The organism is Promicromonospora iranensis, assembly GCF_028994805.1.
In the GTDB taxonomy this organism is placed as follows: Bacteria; Actinomycetota; Actinomycetes; order Actinomycetales; family Cellulomonadaceae; genus Promicromonospora; species Promicromonospora iranensis.
Genome location: NZ_JAJQQP010000016.1, coordinates 72,317 through 90,597 on the forward strand (window position 1 = coordinate 72,317; position 18,281 = coordinate 90,597).

Below are 18,281 nucleotides of genomic sequence, written 5' to 3' on the forward strand. Positions count from 1 at the left end.
TTCATGCCTCCGTCCGGTCTCGGCGAGCGGCCTGGGCTTGGTCGCGTGCGGCGCGGGCTGCGGCGGCGAACCGGGTGGTCTGGTCCAGGACGTTCTCGAAGACGGCCCAGTCCTTCTCGTCAGTGCCGGCGCCGACGTCGGTGGGGTCGTAGTGCTCCCACCACCCGTCCAGGCCTTCCCACAGCAGCGCCCACGCCCGCAGCGATCGGCGTCCCTTGCCGCGGGTGTCCCGGGCGGGCTCGGGCTGGCTCAACCGCTGGACAGCGGCGGCGACGACCTCGTCGGCCTCGTCCTGGCTGACCGGCTCGACTGCCTGGGCGGTCGGGTCGGTGGCTGCGAGCTCGGCCTTGACGCGGTCGTACAGCGGAAACACGGACGCGCCAGCCCGGACCTGCTCCAGGGCATCGGCCGCCAGGGCCCGCACCCGCTCGGGACGGGTGTGGTCCTCGGCGATGTCCGACAGGGCCCCGATCCGGTCCAGACGCTTGTAGGAGGCCTTTCCGGTGACCATGCGCGCTGCCTGGGCACGAGAGCGTTCCCGCAGGTCACGCGGTGGTGGCAATTTGCCACCACCGTCGATGTCCGAATTAGCCCCTGGCTGCGAAGCAGCCTGTGACGCGGTCTGTGCGGGCGCGTCCTGGCCGTCGTCCTGCGCGCCGAATCGGGTGATCGACTGACGGCGCGCGGCGTCCTCGGCCAGGAGCTGCTTGATCTCCCGGTACAGCTGTGCTGCCTCGACATCATCCAGCGGCTTGCGTAGCTGTTCCTCGTCGCGTTCGGCCAGCACGGCTTGCAGCCGGTCGGAGATCCCGCGCCGCACCCAGGGGCGGGTCGTGGTCCAGCCCAGGCGTTGGATCGCGATCAGGCGCCGGTATCCGCAGACCAGGACCGTGTCCGGGGTCACGGTGATCGGCTGCAGCAGCCCGAACCGTTGGATCGAGGCGGCCAGCGCGTCGATGTCGCCCAGGTCGTGCCGGTGACGCTCGCCGACAGTGATCGAGTCGACCGCCACGTCCAGGCGCAGGAGACCTTCCGCGGTGTCCTGCTTCTGTGTCCTGGGTTCAGGCATCGCACACCACCCGCAGATCGGGCCACACCGAGTCCTCGGGCGCGGGAGTGCGGTCGGGGCTGGCGGCGACCAGAGCGCGCACGAGGCGCTCGTCGCCCAGCAGCTCGGTGGTGCGTTGCCCGCGCATCAGCCGGGCCAGCAACCCGTCGCGGACCGCCAGGGCGGGGTGGTGGGGGTGGCCGAGGACGACGGCGCACAGCGCGGTCCACCGCCGCAGCTCCAGGTCGAACCGCCCCAGCGCTGTCTTGTCCCGGCGGAGGTACTCGAACGCCCGGGCCGTATCCCCGGTGATCGTGAGACGCTCGGCGATGTAGTCCAGGCACCCGCGGGCGTCGGTGGGGTCCCAGCCGAAGCCTGCCAGCACCTTGGCCGCGACATCCAGCGCTGTGCGGGCCTCGACCGCTGCGATCTGCGAGGGGCGTGACGAGACGGCGGCGTCGACGGCGTCGAGGTGGTCCAGCAGGGCCGGGTCGACCGTGATCGTTGCACCGGTGACGGTCTCGATCGAGCGGGCGCCGTCGAGCTCGTAGTCGCTGAACCTGGTGGCGTCGTGCTGGTCGGACGTCAGCAGGCGCCGGGCACGGGACTGGTCGCACAACAGCCCGTTGGCCCGGTCCTCGGCCATCAACGACAGCTGCACTGCCCGGGTCACCACACCCCACGGGTCGTCGGCCTCCGCGGTCGCCGGGGCACGTAGGGCTTCGAACGCCGCGAAGGCGGCGTCGTGCGGGGTCTGCCGGTACTTCTTGGCCATGCCCGCATACTTGGCCATGCAGAACTCGATCAGCTCGGTGGCCTCCGGATCGGTCGACCAGGCGCGCTGGCCGTCCATGTGCAGGCGGATCAGCAAGATCCGCAGGCCCTCACCGGTCGTGAACAACGGCCGCTCGCCCTGGGTCTCGCTGGCTTCGGGTGTGGTGGGAAGCGTCGTGGTAGTCATCAGATACCCATCCCTTCGGTGCCTTGCTGCGGTTCGGTCCGTTCCTGTTGCCGGCCACCTGGCGTGAGCGCCCGCTTGGCGACCCCGGCGGCGTTCTTCGCCGCCGCGGTCGGTCGGCGCATTGCCCGGCGTACGAGCGCGGCGTGCAGGTCCACGCCACGCACCAGGACTCGCCTGGCGAACAGCGAGGGCAGGTCCCCGGCGCGGACCCAGGCGATCTCCCGATCCCTGGGCGAACGGGCCGGGGCCTTCGCCCGGGCGGTCTTGCGGCGGGCCTGGTCGTCGAACGCATGCGGATCGGTGCTCGACGACGGGGCCGGGGTCTTCGGCGGGGCCGGCTGGGCGCGCGGGCCTCGGCCGTGCTGTGAGTGCGGAGACTGAAGGTTCACAGGCTCACCACCTCCGGGGGTCGGTGGCTGGAGCCGTCGGGGTCGGGACGCGACATGGACCTCGCACCCGTCATGGGGCGCGGGTCAGCGGTGCGGCCCCAGCTGCGTCCCGCCCGCACCGCGGCGCTGGGTGACAGGGCCGGCCTCCCGCCTCTCGCGAGGGCGGGATCAACGAAGTGCCGCAGCGTGTCCGCATCGATCGGGCCCGTGCGGGTGCTGCCGGGACCGACCAGCTGGGCGCGCGCGACGACGCCGTCGGCGCGCAGAACCAGCGACGGCGGCAGCAGGACCTGACTGCCATCGCCGTGGAATAGGAGACCTGAGCGCGGCGCGTCCCAGGACTGCTGGGTGTCCTGCGGCGAGCGAGGGAAGATCAGGCTCAGCCCACCGGTCGGTGTGCTGAGCACCAGCCCCGGCTGGGGCAGCAGCCCCGCGCGCATGGCGCGCCGGAGCGTGCTGATGCCCGACTTGGTGCGATCGGCGCGGACCTCCAGGACGTCGAGCCGGGAGGCGGCTCCTGTCGGGACTGCGAGGTTGGTCGTCGGGTAACGCGACCACCACCACGCCACCCGATCCAGGTCCGTGGACGCGCCCCGGGAACCTCGCACCGACAGGGGGCGGGCGCTGCCCTGGACGCAGGGGAAGACCGGCACACCCGCCGCAGCCAGCAGCCGGGCAGCCTCACCGGTGCTGCTGGTGTCGGCCGCGCGCCGGGCAGCCGTCAACGGCGCGGGGTCGAGCTCATGCGTGGTGTCCATGGCTCGACCTTGACGATCCAGCGCACGCTTTCCGCACACCTAACACCGCGCACGCCAGGGGTGTGCGCAGTGTTCCCGCTGGTCAGCCGCGCACACCAGTTCGTTTCTCACAGGATTGGCGGGGCCAGCTGGACACCCGAAGGCCCGTCCAGATCAGGCATCGCGACCCGGTGTGCAGCAGGTGCGCGCCCAGTCCGCGGCAGGTGTGCGGCGGGCCCGCCGCCTCATCTCTTCGGACCTACCTCGAGCCCCTGGCCTGCCTCTCGTCACCGCTGTCGGGCGCTTCACCGCATGGGTCGCCAGCCCGACACCCCCCGCCCCTCAGCCTTGACGGCGGCGCGAAGTGACAAGGTCCTGACGCCTCGCTCGTACGTGAGCGCCCCTGGGTACGAACAGTTGATCTCGGCCGTTCTCGGGCCGGTTCGGCGTCGAGCAGATCGTCTGCTCAGGCTCCCCGGTGCTTCTTCCCGGACGGTCCTGGTGTCATGCCGCGCCGGGCCGTGATTTCGCGGGTGCGTTCCGGCGGGTCGGGCGGTGGCCACTCGTCATCGGTGCGGTCGTAGATCTCCTCGGCCAGTCGCTTGCGGGCCAGCTCGGCGTGACCGGTGACGTACTGGATGGTGATGTCGTCCAGCCGTGCGGTCTCGTCGTCGGGGTTGGCCTGCTTGCCGACCTGCGCCGCCCACCGGGCCAGCTCGATATCGTCCTCGGCCATCGCACGTGTATAGACCAGGTGGGCGACGTCACCGATCGCTGCGGTCATGGTGTGGTCGATCCGGTCGCCCTCGAACAGCCAGGTCCACCCCTTGGTGCGGGTCTTGTCGAACGGGCGGCCGCGCACGATCTTCAGCGCGGTGACCAGATCGTCGATCCCGTCCGCGCCCCGGGCTCGCGCCCGGGCCTGCAGGCGCTGGAACAGGTCGATGTCGACCAAGAGGCCCTCGACCTGGTAGGCGGGCGTACCCGAGGTGGCGAACGCCGCCGTCTTGTTCGCACCCGGCACGTAGGGCCGACCAGTGGCGGGGTCGGTGCCGAGCCAGGCCCGTACCCCGGTGACCAGCGAGCGGCCACGGCCTTCCGCGATCGCGAAGTCCTCGGCCAGCTCGGCGGGAGTTGCGCCACGAGGATGAAGAGCGAGGTAGGCCAGGGTCTCCACATGCAGCGCCTTGAGTCGTGCTGTGTGCTCGGTGATCCGTCCGTACGCGGTCGCGGTCACCGGGCCGAGCAGCATCAGCCGGGGGCGGCGGTATCGGTCGGGATCGAACCATGCGGCCACGTCCTGGCCGAGGGTGGGGTCGGCGTCGAGCGCCTTCTCGCTCGTCGTGGACTGGGACATGACCGGCGCCAGGACCTCGACGTCCTGCGCCGTCGTTGCGGCAGCCTCCACGTAGTGGGCGGTCGGCGCGGGGAGGAGCGACCAGGGCCCGGCCGGTGCCTGAGGGTCGACGGGACGCTGCTGCGCCACCGGTGGCTCCGCGCCCATTTCGGCGGGGACATGCCCTGCGTGGACGGGCTCGACCGGTGCGGGCTGGGCCGTTGCGACATCGACGGCGTCCTGGGTCGTGGATTCGTCGGGTGGTGGTTTCTCTGCGGTACGGGTGACCTCGACGATCGCGACCGACGCGGCCAGTTCGTGCTCGGCCAGCCCGACTGCCGTCAGATCCCACCCCAGGTAGGGCACACGCAGCCTGCCCTCCCGCACGTCGAGGACGAGCCCCTGTGCCGCATCCCCAGTGAGCGCGGGTGATGGTCCGGTAGCTGCGCCGAGCAGGACGACCGCCGCGCCGGGCCGGCCGCCCGCCCGGTCCTGGTTCGCGTGCAGGTTCGCGGTCAGGGTGTGCAGTGCGTAGCGTGTGGTCGTCCCGATGCGCGGCGCGGCGATGAGGGCGTGGGACTCGTCCCGCTCGCGCTCAGCGGTTCGTCGCGTGGCGTTGACGGCTTGGTCGACCTCGTTGACGCAGGCGAGGGTGTCGTGGTCGTCGGTGTGGTCGTGGTGGTGGCGGAAGTCGGACAGGCCCGTCACGTCCCAGCCAGTGGCCAGCGTGTGCAGGGTGGTGTTCTCCGCCCAGGGATGCAGGAGCAGCTCGGCCGTGACGTAACGCCCGAAGGCTTCGACCGATTCGCTGTCACCGGTGACGGTCACGGTGCCGGCCTGTTCGAGGTCCAGCAACCACACGTGACCGGCGTCGTCCATGCCGACGGTCACCAGCAGCCGGTACGGCGCCAGCAGATCGTTCGTCTGCGCCTCAGGCGGTGCCTCCGTCAAGGCAGCGGTCCACCGCGTGCCGGACCCGACCCACGGCAGCGGCAGGTCCGCCGGCTCGGCCAGATGGACGACGGCCTCGGACCCGGTGAGCTCAACAGCGACCAGGGCGGGCACGTCACCGGTCGAGCCATCGCGCAGCGGTTCGGCCAGGCCACGCAGGAGGCGGTCCAGGGCGTCGATGTCCCCGACCCAGGCCTGCCCGGTCGTCGCGATGGTGCGCTCGACCGGCACTGTCGTGCTGGGCGCGGGGGTGATGCGGTGGCCGGGATACCGGTAGCGCCACTGGGTCGCGCGGCGGCGGCGCAGCGCGACCAGCAGCCCGGCCGCGAGCATCCCACCCGCACCAGCGAGTCCGGGCAGAAGCCACCCCGGACCCACGATCTCGCTCTGGTCCTCCTCTGTCCTGTCCTCCGGAGCTGACTGGGCCCCGGTCCTCTGCTGCTCCTCGCTGCCCGCTGGGGCGGGAGCGGACTGGGACCGAGGTGGGTCGGTCGGCCCTGCCCAGGGGTTGGTGTGCGGGGCCGGTGCGGTAGCGTCCGGGGATCTGGTGTTGTCGCGCACACCGTCGTGTGCGGCGGACCCGTCCGGAGACGAGGTGGTGGATCCCGGAAGGCTCCCAGGGTGAACGGGAGAAGCGGGCGTTGGGGTCGTGACGTCGGGCCCGGTGGCGGTGTCCACGCCCGTCTTGTCTCCGGACACGGCGGGCTCCTGTACACGGTCCTGCTCGCGCGTGTCGGGCACGCTGCGCGGGTCCTTGGCCGCTGTCTCCGTCTCGGCAGACCGTCCTTGTGTGGTGTCGCGCGCGGAGGTGGAGGTTGAAGGCGATGCCGGAGTGGGTGTGATGGCGGGGATGGTCAACCGCCAGCCGGGCTTGATGCGGTCGGGGTCGGTCAGCTGGTCCCCGTCGGGCTGCACGGTCTGCCGAGAGGCGCGTGCGATGTCGGGGTACCGGTCGGCGTCACCGAGCTTGTCCAGCGCGATCTGCGTCAACGTGTCCCCGCCCCGCACGACGTAGGTCGCGTCGCGCGGGGCCTCGTTGTTCGCCGTCGTCTCGGCCGCAGCCATGTCCGGTCTAGTGCTGTCCTCTGTGTCGTTGGACGGCGAGGCGGGCAGGCGCAGAACGGTGCCGGGGACGAGGAAGTCCGGCCGGTCGGCCAGTGCCGCCTGGTTGAGGTCCTTGAGCTCGGTGAACCGCATCGGGTCGCCGAGCTGGTCGCGGGCGATGCTCCACAGGCTGTCGTCCTCGACCACCGTGTACGGCACGGTCCGCGGCCGTACCGGGCCCGACCCCGAGCTGTGTCCGCGCCCGTCGGACGTGGTGTGCGCGGTGGTGTGCGCAGGTGTGCGCGGTCCACCAGGGCTCGCCGAAGTGGTGTGCGCAGCCGCGCTCTCGGTGTGCGACGTGGCTGCATCGGCAGGCACGTCCGCCAGCGCAGGCGGGACGGAGACCACGAACAGCAGTGACGCGGTGCTCAGCAGGCGGCGGGCCAGGCCGCGCGGAAACCCGAGAGGGCCCGGCAGCGCGATCCGGCCGCTGAGCGCGACGAGCTCGAGGCCGATCGTGAGGGTCAGGTAGGCCCAAGCGGCCCAGGTCACGCATCCCAGGACGATGACGACCAGGGTGGTGCTGCCGGCACTGGTCAGGACCAGCCCGAGGTCGTCCCACCCGAACCCGGCGGGCAGGAGGCGGTGGCGCGCCAGCTCCAGCACCACCGGGACACCGACCACGAGCAGCAGCAGCCCGATCGTCGCGGCGAGGCCGCGCAGCCGGTCGCCGGTCGTGGGACGCACACCAGGGCGTGCGCGCTGGAGTGCGCGCTTCGCGGTGGGTGGGGTCCTCATGAGCGTCCTCCCTGCTCTGTGCCGGCAAGCGTGCGCGCCAGGCGTGCGGTGGCCGAGCCGGAGACCTCCCGGGGCCCGGCGATCGAACCGATGATCGGTGACCGGTAGGTGTCCGAGACGGTCACGGTGAGCGTGGCGTCGGCTACCGTGACGGCCCCGGTGACCCCGGCCGCGGACAGGTAGGCCTGCGCGGCCGTGCGCGCGGCATAGGGGTCGACGGTCAGGGTTTGAGTCCCCGAGGTCGTCCCTGAGGCGAGGGAGATCTGCTGTCCGCCGGTGCGTGCCGCCTGAGCAGCCAGGTCGTTGACGCGCTGTTGCGCCTGCAGGGTCCCGCCGAGCTCGACGACGAACGCCGCGCACAGCAATAGCGTTGCCATGCAGACGACCAGGAAGGGCAGCACCGAACCCGCCTCACGGTCCGCCCCGCAGGACGGTGGACCGGGGGTGGGGGGTTGCTGGGTCACTGGGACCTCCAGGTGTCGACGGGCGACGACATCGTCGCCGAGATGGTCACCGGGCGTCCGATGGGTAGGCCGAGCCGGATCGGATCGAGGTGGCACGTGACCGTGGCGGACACGGTCGAGGGCTGCCCCGCAGGGGCGAGCAGACCGCTGGTATCCGCGGCGACGTCGGTGGTCGCGCAGCGCAAGTCCTGGTTGGCCAGGGTCATCGTCGCCGCGGTGTGCGCGCCGGCCTGCGCGGCGGGCACGGTGCGTGCCAAGGAGGCGGACCGGGCAGCGTCGGCCGCAGCGGCTTGCACGGACTGGTGGGCCAGCGCATACAGCGCGCCGAACATGATCGCCCAGCACACGACCAGGACGGGCAGGGCCATGACGACCACCTCGATCGCTGCCACCCCTGCCTCGGACTGGCCGGGCGGGTCCGAGCGTGCCTTGCGTCGGCGGGTCATGGCATCCCCGGAGCTGTGAGGCGTTCGACGGGCATCGACGCGGACTGGGTGATGGTCAGGTCCCAGCCCGCCACCAGGGACTGGGTGCTGCCGGTCAGGGTGACGGTCGCAGTGGTGGCGGTGCGGGTGACCGTGGCTCGGGGTGCCAGGAGGAAACCGCGTCCGGTGGTGCTGGCGAACTGGACGGCGGCAGTCTGTCCGCTGCCGGCCGTGCCGGACTCGGCGGCGGCCACGCGGGCTCCTTCGCTGGCTGCGGCGATCGCGACCTGGCGTCCGGCGAACCACAACGTCGCCTGGACCGCGGCGATGATCAGCAAGATCACCAGTGGTAGCAGGATCGCCGTCTGGATCGCTGCCTGCCCGGCCTCCTCCCGTCCACGGCCCGCACACCAGGGTGTGCGCGCCTCAGCCGCAGTCAGGACCCGCACCGGCGCGAGGGTGTGCGCACGCCGTACCGGCGTGCGGGGCTGGTCCGGGATGCGCACGGCGCTGGTCGTCACGGTCGTCCCTTCGGAGATGGGAGTGGGTAGGTGTCACACAGGCGTCAGCAGGCGCATGACTGACGGCGCCAAGAGCAGGGCGATGAAGGTCAGGGCCATGACCGCGCCTGACGCGCTCATGCGGACGGCGATCGCGTTGGCCGCGGCGAGGTCTTCGTTGCGTAGGGCGTTGCGTTGCGCCTTGGCGCTCTTGCGGAGGTTGTCGTAGATCGCGGTGTTCTCGGTCGCGGACTGCTCGAGGGTCTCGGCCAGGTCGCGCAGCTCGCCGACGCCGACCTGGTCGGCCAGGTCTTTCAGCGCGTCCCAGGGCCGCACCCCGGACATCTGGGCTTGGGCCAGGGTGACCGCGATGCGGTTCAGGACCCAGGAGCCGGTGCCCTGGGCGGCGTGCTCCATCGCCTGGGGAACACCGGACCCGCTGATGCGCCGCAGCGCGAGCAGGCTGGTGTAGAGGGACAGAGCGCGACGGAACTCGGTGCGGGCCTTGGTCGCCTTGTCCGCCACCGTGTAGTGCGGAATGTGGAACAGCGCCGCGGCCAGCAGCGCGGCACCGAGGGCAGGGACGGTGAACGGCACCTGGATGCCGAGCACCCCAAGGCCCAGGGACAGCAGGGGAGCAGCGACCACGCCCATGACGGCGCACACCAGCTGTTCACCGTAGAACCGTGCGGGCAAGATACCGAGCAGTGCCAGGTCGCGGTGTGGTGTGCGCAACCAGAGCCCGGCCGGGAGGTGGTCGCGACCCCACCGGCCCAGCCGTTCGGTGCCGCCCGGCACGGACTGCTCCCGTGGCCGCGAGCGGGACGGATGGGCTGCCGGGGCCAGACGGGTCAGGCCGTCGGCGAGGTCGACGTGCGCGGGCAGGAGCTGGATCACCAGGAGCGCGAGCGCGAGCGCGAGAGATCCGCCGGTCAGGCCGGCCCAGAAGAGCCCGGTCATGAACGGCCTCCGGCGGTGAAGAGGCGGGTGGGTCCTGTGCCGTTGGACATCCGGTTGAACCAGAACAGGGTCAGGGCGAAGAAGCTGGCCAGGACGAGGAAGACGAGCTGGCCCAGTGGGGTGCGGTACGGCTCGATGTAGGTGCCGTTGAGCAGCATCGCGGCGATGGTGCCGACGGTGATGACGGTCAGCCAGGTCGCGGTGGCGCGGTAGGTGGCGCGGCTGGCCTCGACCTCACGGCGGGCGCGGACCTGGTCGGCGACGTCGTCGGCGAGATCGTCCAGCACCGTCGCGACCGGGCCGCGCAGCTCGATGGCCGTGGCCAGGGACTGGGCGACCATGTCCGCGGTCGGGTCGGCCAGGTCGTCCGCGAACGCGAACAGCGCAGCCCGGGGGTCCCATCGTGACTCCAGCCGTGCCGCCAGAGCCTGGACCTGCGGTGCGATCGGGGCCGGCGCGGTCCAGGCCGTGGACCGCAGGGCGCTCTCCAGGCCCTTGCCGCCGGACAGCGACCCGGCCAGGGACCGGGTCCAGTCCTGGATCGCTTCCAGGCGCTCGATCCGTTCGCCCTGGGCCCGGTTGGACAGCATCGACGGGACCCCGACCGAGACCACCGGTCCGACCAGGAGCAGCAGCGGCCAGCCGGTGATCAACCACGCGACCAGGCCGGCGGCGAGCCCGACCCCGATCAGGATCCGGGTCCGCCGCGGCATCCGGCGAAGCCCCGCCCGAGCCCGAACAAGGAGGCTGGTCCGGGGTGGACGTGTGGTCTGCGGCAGGACCTGACGTGCGGGGCGCAGTGCGTAGACGAGGCCGACCAGGCCGCCGCAGATCAGGGCACCGCACAGGGCCGCGATGATCATGAGCGGACCGCCGTCGTGGTCCGGCCCGCCGGGCCCGCCTGGTGCAGGGCTTCGGTGAAGCAGTGCAGGTCGAACCCGTAGGCCTCCAGGCCTTGGTGGTCCAGGTCCGGCATGGTGCTGGGCACTGCGGCGCCGTCCGGCCCGGGTGCGAAGATCCGGGTGGTGGCGTACCCGGTCTCCCGCTCGCCGGGGGCCACGGAGATGATCTCGGCGACCTGGCGTCGTGGTGCCTGGCTGGTGGGGTCGTAGGACAGGTCGACGTGCACGATCAGGTCGATTGCGTGCGCCAGCTTGGAGGTCGCCAGGTCGTGGGTGACCTGTTCCTCGCCCTCCATCGCGCAGGTGACCAGTTTCCGGATGGCGGCGACCGCGCTGGTGGCGTGCGTGGTGGACAGGGATCCGGTGCCGGACTCCATCGCCTTGATCATGGGCCAGACCTCCGCGCCGCGGACCTCGCCGACGATCAGGCGGGACCGGTTGTACCGGAAGGACCGCCACAGGGCCTCGGCGATGGTGGACTCCCCGGCCTGCCGCCCGTCCAGGCCGACCTCACCGGATCCAGGGCGGGCCTCCCACGCGATCACGTTCGGGCGCAGGTCCTGCAGCCCGAGCTCGTACTCCGTCTCGAACGTCGCGATCCGTTCCCCGGCCGGGATCTGATCGCACAACGCGCGGGTCAGGGTGGTCTTGCCGGCGCTGGCTGCGCCGGAGACCACGATCGACTTACGTGCCCGGACCGCCGCGGCCAGGAACGACGCCGCCACGGGCGAGAGCATGCCCAGCTCGACGAGGTCGTCGAGGGTGACCTGGACCAGGCGGTGACGCCGGATCACCACGACCGGCCGGTCGGTCACCCACGCCGAAGCGGCCAGGCGGGCACCGCTACCGGGCAGGCGCATGTCCACGTACGGGTTCCGCTCCGAGAACGGCCGGGCGCCCGAGCCGGTCCTCGAGGCGATGTCCTGGACCAGGCCGATCAGCTCGTCGTCGGAGTCCGCGACCGGTTGGCCGGCTACCCACGTGCCGTCGGCGTACTGGAGCTGGACGTTGCGGTGGCCGTAGATCTCGATGTTCTCGACGTCGTCGTTGTCCAGTAGCGGCTGGAGCCGGCCCATGCGGAACAGGCTGTTGAACACCGCGTCACGCAGCGCTTCACGCTGCGCGAGCGTGAACTCCGTCTTCCCGTCGTTGCGGCGGTCGGTGGAGGCCTGCTTCACCAGCCGGTTGATGGCCTCCTTGCCGGCTTCCTCCCGGACCAGGGCGTCGGTGCCTGGCTCGAACCGCTCGGCCTGCTCGGTGGAGACCTGGTCGCGCAACGCGGCGACCAGGGCCCAGTCCACCGGCACCGACCGCGACATCGTGACAGCGGAGCGGTCACCGGGTCGCCCGTCGCGCCTTGGGGCTGAACCTGTGGGGGATGGCCCGTCGACCGGGTCTGTGGGCTCCGGCTGCCCGGAGCCGACCCAGGGGTTGGCCTTGCGGCGCAGGTTCGGCGGTAGCTCGTGCGGCACGGGGCGCGTGAAGTAGGGAACGTCCGCCGGGTCGGTTCCCTCGGGCGTCTCGGTGCGGGGCTCGGCCGTCATGCCTGCTCCTGTCGCCGATCAGCAGCGGTGGCCCATATCGCTCCTGGACCCGGTACCCGCCCCTGGGCCACGTCCGTTGCGCCGTCTGGTTCGGCGGAGAGCGCGGTAGTCGAGGGTGTGCCGAGGGAGGTCCGCTGGTGCAGGGCGCCCGCGGTCGCGTGAAGGGATCGGGCGAAGGCTCCCTTGGGGAACCGAGCCCGTGGTCTCACACCCTGGTGGTAGGTCTCGGCGTCCTTGGCGGAGTGGGCGATCTTCCCGACCAGCGGCAGCCCGAGAAGCTTGGCCGCACCCCGCCCGGAGTAGGGGCGGCCTGGACCGATCACCAGGAGCCCGGCCTGCTTCCACGCTCTGGTCCGCACGACGAGGTCGGCGTACGACCGGACCGCCGCGAGGGCGGGCAGATCGGTCCGGGTCACCAGCAGTGTCAGGTCGGCGCGCTCCAGCAGCAGTCGTGGGGAGTCGGCCATGCCGAGACGCCCGGCGTCGACGATCACGTCCTGCCCGGCCGCGTCCAGTCCGGCCAGCACATCGGCCAGCGGCCCCCACAGGCCGCCTAGTTCTCGTGCTTCTAGATGCGACCGCACACCTGGCACGAACCGCACCCCGTCACGCAGCGGGATCGCCACCCGGTCCAGAGCGGCGGCAACCGGCTCGGCAGCGAACGCGACGTCCAGCAGACCCGCGTCGTGGTCCCGGGCACCTTGGAACCACCCGGCCAGGATCGCCGACCCGCCCACCGGGTCGGCCTCGATCAGCAGGACCGGGCGCGGCCACGCGATGGCCAGACCGACCGCAGTCGTGGTGACTCCCGGCGAACCAGACGCGGAGCAGAGCGCAATGACAGCCATCAGCCCTCCCCGGTCGTGGGCGAGCCGCTGGGTAAGGGGGAAGGTTCGGTCCCGTCGTCGGGTGGTGTGGTGTTCTGCTCGTCGAGCTCGCGGGAGTCCAGGACGAGCGTCACCTTCCCGGCGGCGGCCTCGGCAGCAAGCGTGATGGCCTCTTCGTGGGAGATCAGCACGTCGATGACGGTCTGCCCGTCCGGAGCGGGCGGGTTGACCGCGACCACCTCGGCTTCATGGAACGTCGGAGTCTGCTCGCTTCCACCATCGGGCGCCGTGACCACCGCCCGCACCCGGTCGCCGGGGAGCAGGGCCAGGCCAGGGGAGGCCGGCGGCGGCAGCACGATGCCGAGCACCGACATGCCCGCCGGCGGCACGAGTTCCTCGGTCACTACACCTGTCGTCAGCGGGGCACCGGCAGCGACGTCCCACGCTGCCCGCTGCCCGACGACGTCGGCTCGCGCCCCGGCGCCGATCAGGTTCAGAGCAACGTCTGCTCCGACCTGGGTCTCGGTCAGGTCCTCGGCGGTGATGACCGAGCCGCGCACGATCGTGTCCCTGGCTACGAGCACCGTGCGGGTGTCGGTCAGCGTCGCCCACAGCAGCACGGCACCCAGCGCGCCGACGCCGATCGCCGCGATCATCACGATCGCCAGGATGGGACGGCGCTTCAGCTTCGGTGGTGCCAGCCTTGCTCCTGCCGGTGGCACCCCTGGCGCCGATGGTCCTCGCGTGGTCGTGGTCGTCATCTTCGCTACTCCCTTGGCCGCCCTGCCTGGCAGCCCGTCAGTTCACCAGTACCTGCGCCTCGCCGACCGCGACCTGCACGCTGCGCGACAGGTTGTCCACGTCCAAAGACCCGGACTGTCCGGCGCCTTCCCAGTCCACGACCCATTCGCTGGTGGCCGTGACCGTGTATTTCTGCCCGGGCTCGTGTCCGGACTCGCGTGTGTAGGTGTGCCCGCAGTCCGGCGATTCCGACCGACCGAACCGGGGCTCGTACGGCGTGCCCGGGCCGGTGCACACCACCTGGGTGCCGTCGCCCATGTCCCACACGATCCGCTCCACCCGGGCCGTCGCGGTCACTGTCACCGAACCCGCCGACGCCGTGCGGGTGATCGGACCGAACGTCTGCTCGCCCGGGTTCTGCACCCACAGCCACGTCGGCAACGCCACAATCCCGGGACCATCAGGTTCTGGGGAGATCCCGATCTCGATCGCGCGCAGGTTCATTCGCTCCACCGCTACCTGCGCCACCTCACCGGGTGAAGGGCCGGCGTCTGCTGCGTCAGGTGGCGCAGCCAACCAGATCCCGCCCAGGAGCCCGCCGCTGGGGAGGCGGCACTCGTAGATCGCTCCGTCGCCCGGCTCGTGGCCCTCCCACTCAGGCGAAGTGGCGGGCGGCTGCGGCATGGCCACGCTTAGGTAACAGTTCCACCGCTCGCTCCACACCCCGTGCTCGGACGTGCACGGCACGGGCCCACGCGCTGCCTCGAGATGGATCGTGATGCTGCCCTGCGGCTCCCACGTGCAAGCCGATCCCGTGCTCGACTGGCGCGCCGGCTTGGTCACTGCTTCGGAGCGCGACTCTGTTCCGGAAGACGGTTGGCTGGTGCCTGGACCGCTGGATACACCAGGGTCCTGTGCCTTGATGACACAGACGCCGGCATCACGATCGAATGTCCTGCAGTGAGGGTCTGCAGAGGCCGGCATCGCTGCCCAGCTGAGTGCAAGTACCGCCGCAGCAGTAGCGGCTGCCGTCAGCCCGCGCACGGGGCCTTCTCCAGCGTTTCCAGTGACGCCACACGCCACCCATTGAAGGGGTCTGCTTCATAGTCATAGTTGGCGACCTGAAGGCGCTCCCACGCCCGGTCTGGCCGGTCCGGGCTCACCATGGAGGCTCCGGACCTGTCCACAAGGCCGACGTCACTGACGTCATAACAGACATCGACCTGGACGTTCGGAACACGCCCCGATTCAGGATCGGAGTTGTCCAAGCTCACCGACTGCACGATCAGGTCGGCGATCTGAGTCTGTCCTGTCTTGCGCCAGCCGTCGGCACGCCACTGCTCCAAGATCTGTTGTCGGGTGCTCAGTTCCAAGCTGGTCGCAACGCGCTTGAGCCGCGATATCGGAGCATCGGGGTTCGCGCCGACCTCGTCCGTGACCGCGTAGTACTCGCGGACAAGATCCTCGGCGGATGCCCGAGCGAGGGCCTTCGGATCGGTCGGGCTCGGCGAGGGCACCGCAGAGACTGACGGAGTCGGTGCTGGTGGCGAATCAATCGGGGTGGGCGAGGCTGACCCGGCGCCGGTCGTGCACCCGGTGGCTAGCGCAAGCAGCAATGCTGCTGTGAGAACAGGTCGTGTGGTGCGCATGCTGGGGGGCCTGCCTCCCTCGGCGTGCCGCTGGGACGGCGCGCCGTGATCGCCGACGAGCTCAAGAATGTCGTGCGAGTGAAAACTGGGGGAGACCATTACCGCCGATCCGGATCGTTGGTGCAAGGCAAATAGCCTTTCCGTTACGAGCGCAAAGCAGTGCGCGCCGAGCGCAGGCGTGGAATTGGTCGCGGGCGTCATGCGTGGAACGGTGGCAGATGAGCGCACGCTCTGCGCACACCATGTTGCGCGCACACCATGGTGTGCGCGAGCATCGGCGCAGGTCAGGGGCGCACACCAAGTCGTCCGCTCGATCCCTCACGTGGTCGCTGTGCCCATACCTCAGCCTTTTTGGACGAATGTCCAAAAAGCCCGCACGCCATAGGTGTGCGGGCTTTGCAAGGCCATAGCGCCATGAATTCACTATCTGAAATCATGCCGCCGCTGCTGGTGGAAAGGGCGTGCGCCGAGTCGTCGGCGCGCGGCCCTGCATCCCACGCCGCTCGTCGCGGAAACCTGCGCCGAACTAGGATCAGGCCCACTCTCGGGGCTTCCGGGTGATGGTGACGAAGACAAGCTGCGGACTCAGGACGCAAGGCTGGAGCGAATGACGTGTTGGAGCGAATGACGAGCGCCGAGCTCTTGTGTGCGAGGGAGGGGCTCGGGCTGACGCAGTCGGATCTGGCGCGACTGCTCGGGAACAACGCCGAGACGATCCGGGACTGGGAGCGCGGGAAGACCTTCACCCCGGTGCGACTCGCTGCCCAGCTCGCCGAGGTCGAGGCGCTCTTGGAGGAGGCGACCGAGCGGGCGGTCACGGACCTTGTCGCCGAACTGCGGGCGATGCCGCGACCGCGCGCAGTGGTGTACGGGGAAGGGGAGCGGCCCCAGCAGGGAGACGTGGCGCGGCTCGGGGTGCGTTGGTGGCGGGGCGTCGCGAGCAAGGCCAAGGCCCAGGTGCCCGGAGCCAGGATCGGCACGCAAGCGGATTTCGACGCCATCGACAGCGAACTATGAACAAGAAACTCAAATACACAGATAAATCGGCAGTTTGAAGCGGTTTCGAATCGCTGAGCGGCGCTTGGTGTCGTAGAATTGTGGTACAGGCCAAGGGGAGAAGCCCCGGGTCAGGACGGCACAAGGAGCCGAGCATGTCTGTGCAGATCGAGAACAAGAACGTCGAAAAGCGGGCTGGAAACAGCCCGGAAGTGAAGGTCGAATTCGGCCTCCTCGACCCCCGCACGCTTCTGGTGGAGACCAACGTGCGCACCGAGGCGAACCTCACGCCCCGCTTCCTCAAGAGCATCCGCGACAACGGGGTGCTGATCGCGATCCTCGTCCAGCGGACCGAGCAGGGCCTGCGGGTCCGCGCCGGGCAGCGCCGCACGCTGGCCGCCATCGAGGAAGGCCTGGAGACCATCCCGGCGATGATCGTCCAGGGCGACGAGGACCAGGTCCGGCGGATCCGTGAGCAGATGGCCGAGAACGACGACCGACAGGGCCTGCGGCACGCCGACCGCGTGGCAGCGTTCGAGCAGATGTCCCTGCTCGGCGTGTCCGCCGTGGACATCGCGAACACGACAGGGCACAGCACCAGCGACGTGCAGGCTGCGCTGACCGTCGCGAAGACGAAGAAGGCCAAGGCCGTGCAGGCCAAGTACGACCTCACCCTGGACCAGGCCGCCGTCCTGGCCGAGTTCGAGAACGACACCGAGGCCGTCAAGGCCCTGACCGAGATCGCGATCAAGAGCCCGGACCGGTTCGCCCACGCTGCCCAGCAGCGGCGCGACGACCGCGACGCCGCCGCCCGGCTGGCCAAGGCAGTCAAGGCACTGGCGGACGCCGGGATCAAGCAGGTCACCAACTGGAACACCGAGGTCAAGGACAACAGGGCAGCCCAGGAACTGGACAAGCTGCAGACAGGGGAGGGCAAGACCCTGACCCCCGAAGGGCACGCGATCTGCCCGCAGCGCGCCGCCTACATCAGCACGTCCTGGAACGGTGACATCCACACCCGGCACGTGTGCCTGGACTACAAGGCCGCTGGGCACAAGCTGAACCGCACCAACGTCAACGACACCCGCACCGAGCAGGAGAAGCAGGCCGCCAGCGCCGAGCGAGCCGAGGTCATCACGAACAACAAGGCCTGGAAGTCCGCCGAGACCGTCCGCCGCGAGTGGCTGGCGCAGTTCGCCAAGCGCAAGAGCGCCCCGAAGGACGCAGCCAACTTCATCGCCGGGTCGTTCACGGCCGACACGCACAGCATCGAGAAGGCAGGCTCGGGCGCCCACGCTCTGGCCTGCGAGTGGCTCGGTCTGAAGACGACCGGTGGGTGGGGCAGCAGGCAGGCCCTGAACGACCTGATCGCCAAGGCGACCCCGGCCCGCGCCCTGCACATCGCGCTCGTCCTGGCCCTGGCAGCCATCGAAGAGCGCACCGGGCTGCACACCTGGCGCAGGCCCGGCACGGAGTCCCGCTACCTGCGTGCCCTGGAGGTGTGGGGGTACAACCTGTCGGACGTCGAGCAGATCGCACGCGGCCCGCAGGAGACCCCGGCATGCCCCGCCGCGAAGCAGACGACCCCGAAGACGGCCCCGACCACCAACCCGGCTCCGGCCGCACCGGCGACCAAGTCCGGGGCGCAGCCCAAGGCCGACAACCCGGCACCGGTCACCAACCCCGCCAAGGTGGCCAGCCCCGGAAAGGCTGCCACCCCAAACAAGGGCCAGGCCAAGCCTCAGGTCCCGACCACGACCGACAACAACGCGGTTAAGGCCCTGGAGAAGCCCGTCCTCAACCCGACCAGGGCCACGACCCCGGACGCCGGGGCAGCGACCGAGGAGGGAGCCGGGAAGCGGCAGCCGGTCGTGCCGAAGGACCAGAAGCAGGCTCGCAGCGCGCAGCCCGCCGCCGCCGGGTCCCGGTAGTGCCCGCCGCGTAGCATCAGGGTCAGGAGGCCGCCATCCCCGGATCGGGGATGGCGGCCTTTCGCATGCCCTGGGAGG

Annotated in this window: 17 protein-coding genes; 2 read left to right on the plus strand and 15 right to left on the minus strand. The window is 70.7% G+C overall.

What is annotated here, in order from left to right; translation table 11 throughout:
• Nucleotide 1: 1 nt before the first annotated feature.
• The 15 genes from LUM46_RS23555 to LUM46_RS23625 all read right to left on the minus strand — a co-directional run bounded on the left by LUM46_RS23555 (nt 2) and on the right by LUM46_RS23625 (nt 15,477).
• Nucleotides 2-1,069, minus strand: a complete 1,068-nt coding sequence (locus tag LUM46_RS23555) for a ParB N-terminal domain-containing protein (RefSeq protein ID WP_274997506.1) — start codon at nt 1,067-1,069, stop codon at nt 2-4.
• On the minus strand, nt 1,062-2,009 hold the full coding sequence (locus LUM46_RS23560) for a hypothetical protein (protein ID WP_274997507.1): 948 nt from the start codon (nt 2,007-2,009) through the stop codon (nt 1,062-1,064). The genes LUM46_RS23555 and LUM46_RS23560 overlap by 8 nt, the downstream gene beginning before the upstream one ends.
• Entirely contained in the window at nt 2,009-2,398 is a 390-nt protein-coding gene (locus tag LUM46_RS23565) for a hypothetical protein (RefSeq protein ID WP_274997508.1), read from the minus strand. Before LUM46_RS23565 ends, LUM46_RS23560 begins: the two co-directional genes overlap by 1 nt.
• Nucleotides 2,395-3,156: a bifunctional DNA primase/polymerase gene (locus LUM46_RS23570; RefSeq protein ID WP_274997509.1), complete on the minus strand. Its 762-nt coding sequence runs from the start codon at nt 3,154-3,156 to the stop codon at nt 2,395-2,397. Before LUM46_RS23570 ends, LUM46_RS23565 begins: the two co-directional genes overlap by 4 nt.
• 445 nt (nt 3,157-3,601) lie before the next feature.
• Nucleotides 3,602-7,264, minus strand: coding sequence for a LysM peptidoglycan-binding domain-containing protein (locus LUM46_RS23575; RefSeq protein WP_274997510.1), 3,663 nt, complete (start codon nt 7,262-7,264; stop codon nt 3,602-3,604).
• On the minus strand, nt 7,261-7,665 hold the full coding sequence (locus LUM46_RS23580) for a hypothetical protein (RefSeq protein WP_274997511.1): 405 nt from the start codon (nt 7,663-7,665) through the stop codon (nt 7,261-7,263). Before LUM46_RS23580 ends, LUM46_RS23575 begins: the two co-directional genes overlap by 4 nt.
• Nucleotides 7,666-7,724: 59 nt before the next feature.
• Entirely contained in the window at nt 7,725-8,174 is a 450-nt protein-coding gene (locus LUM46_RS23585; RefSeq protein ID WP_274997512.1) for a TadE/TadG family type IV pilus assembly protein, read from the minus strand.
• Entirely contained in the window at nt 8,171-8,674 is a 504-nt protein-coding gene (locus LUM46_RS23590) for a TadE/TadG family type IV pilus assembly protein (RefSeq protein ID WP_274997513.1), read from the minus strand. Before LUM46_RS23590 ends, LUM46_RS23585 begins: the two co-directional genes overlap by 4 nt.
• Before the next feature lie 33 nt (nt 8,675-8,707).
• The gene (locus LUM46_RS23595; protein ID WP_274997514.1) at nt 8,708-9,613 is read right to left on the minus strand and encodes a type II secretion system F family protein; all 906 of its coding nucleotides are present in this window, start codon (nt 9,611-9,613) and stop codon (nt 8,708-8,710) included.
• On the minus strand, nt 9,610-10,476 hold the full coding sequence (locus LUM46_RS23600) for a type II secretion system F family protein (protein ID WP_274997515.1): 867 nt from the start codon (nt 10,474-10,476) through the stop codon (nt 9,610-9,612). Before LUM46_RS23600 ends, LUM46_RS23595 begins: the two co-directional genes overlap by 4 nt.
• Nucleotides 10,473-12,059: a TadA family conjugal transfer-associated ATPase gene (locus tag LUM46_RS23605; protein WP_274997516.1), complete on the minus strand. Its 1,587-nt coding sequence runs from the start codon at nt 12,057-12,059 to the stop codon at nt 10,473-10,475. Before LUM46_RS23605 ends, LUM46_RS23600 begins: the two co-directional genes overlap by 4 nt.
• Nucleotides 12,056-12,907 (minus strand): CpaE/TadZ family protein, encoded by an 852-nt coding sequence (locus tag LUM46_RS23610; RefSeq protein ID WP_274997517.1) that lies wholly within the window; start codon nt 12,905-12,907, stop codon nt 12,056-12,058. Before LUM46_RS23610 ends, LUM46_RS23605 begins: the two co-directional genes overlap by 4 nt.
• Nucleotides 12,907-13,647 (minus strand): SAF domain-containing protein, encoded by a 741-nt coding sequence (locus LUM46_RS23615; RefSeq protein ID WP_274997518.1) that lies wholly within the window; start codon nt 13,645-13,647, stop codon nt 12,907-12,909. The genes LUM46_RS23610 and LUM46_RS23615 overlap by 1 nt, the downstream gene beginning before the upstream one ends.
• Nucleotides 13,648-13,684: 37 nt before the next feature.
• Nucleotides 13,685-14,140, minus strand: a complete 456-nt coding sequence (locus tag LUM46_RS23620; protein ID WP_274997519.1) for a hypothetical protein — start codon at nt 14,138-14,140, stop codon at nt 13,685-13,687.
• A 518-nt stretch (nt 14,141-14,658) separates the two neighbouring features.
• Nucleotides 14,659-15,477 (minus strand): hypothetical protein, encoded by an 819-nt coding sequence (locus LUM46_RS23625; RefSeq protein ID WP_274997520.1) that lies wholly within the window; start codon nt 15,475-15,477, stop codon nt 14,659-14,661.
• A 423-nt stretch (nt 15,478-15,900) separates the two neighbouring features.
• On the opposite strand from LUM46_RS23625, the gene LUM46_RS23630 reads away from it, so the two are divergent.
• Nucleotides 15,901-16,293, plus strand: coding sequence for a helix-turn-helix transcriptional regulator (locus tag LUM46_RS23630; protein ID WP_274997521.1), 393 nt, complete (start codon nt 15,901-15,903; stop codon nt 16,291-16,293).
• Between the two features lie 134 nt (nt 16,294-16,427).
• A complete protein-coding gene (locus tag LUM46_RS23635; RefSeq protein WP_274997522.1) occupies nt 16,428-18,203 on the plus strand; it encodes a ParB N-terminal domain-containing protein in 1,776 nt (591 codons plus the stop codon).
• Nucleotides 18,204-18,281: the final 78 nt, after the last annotated feature.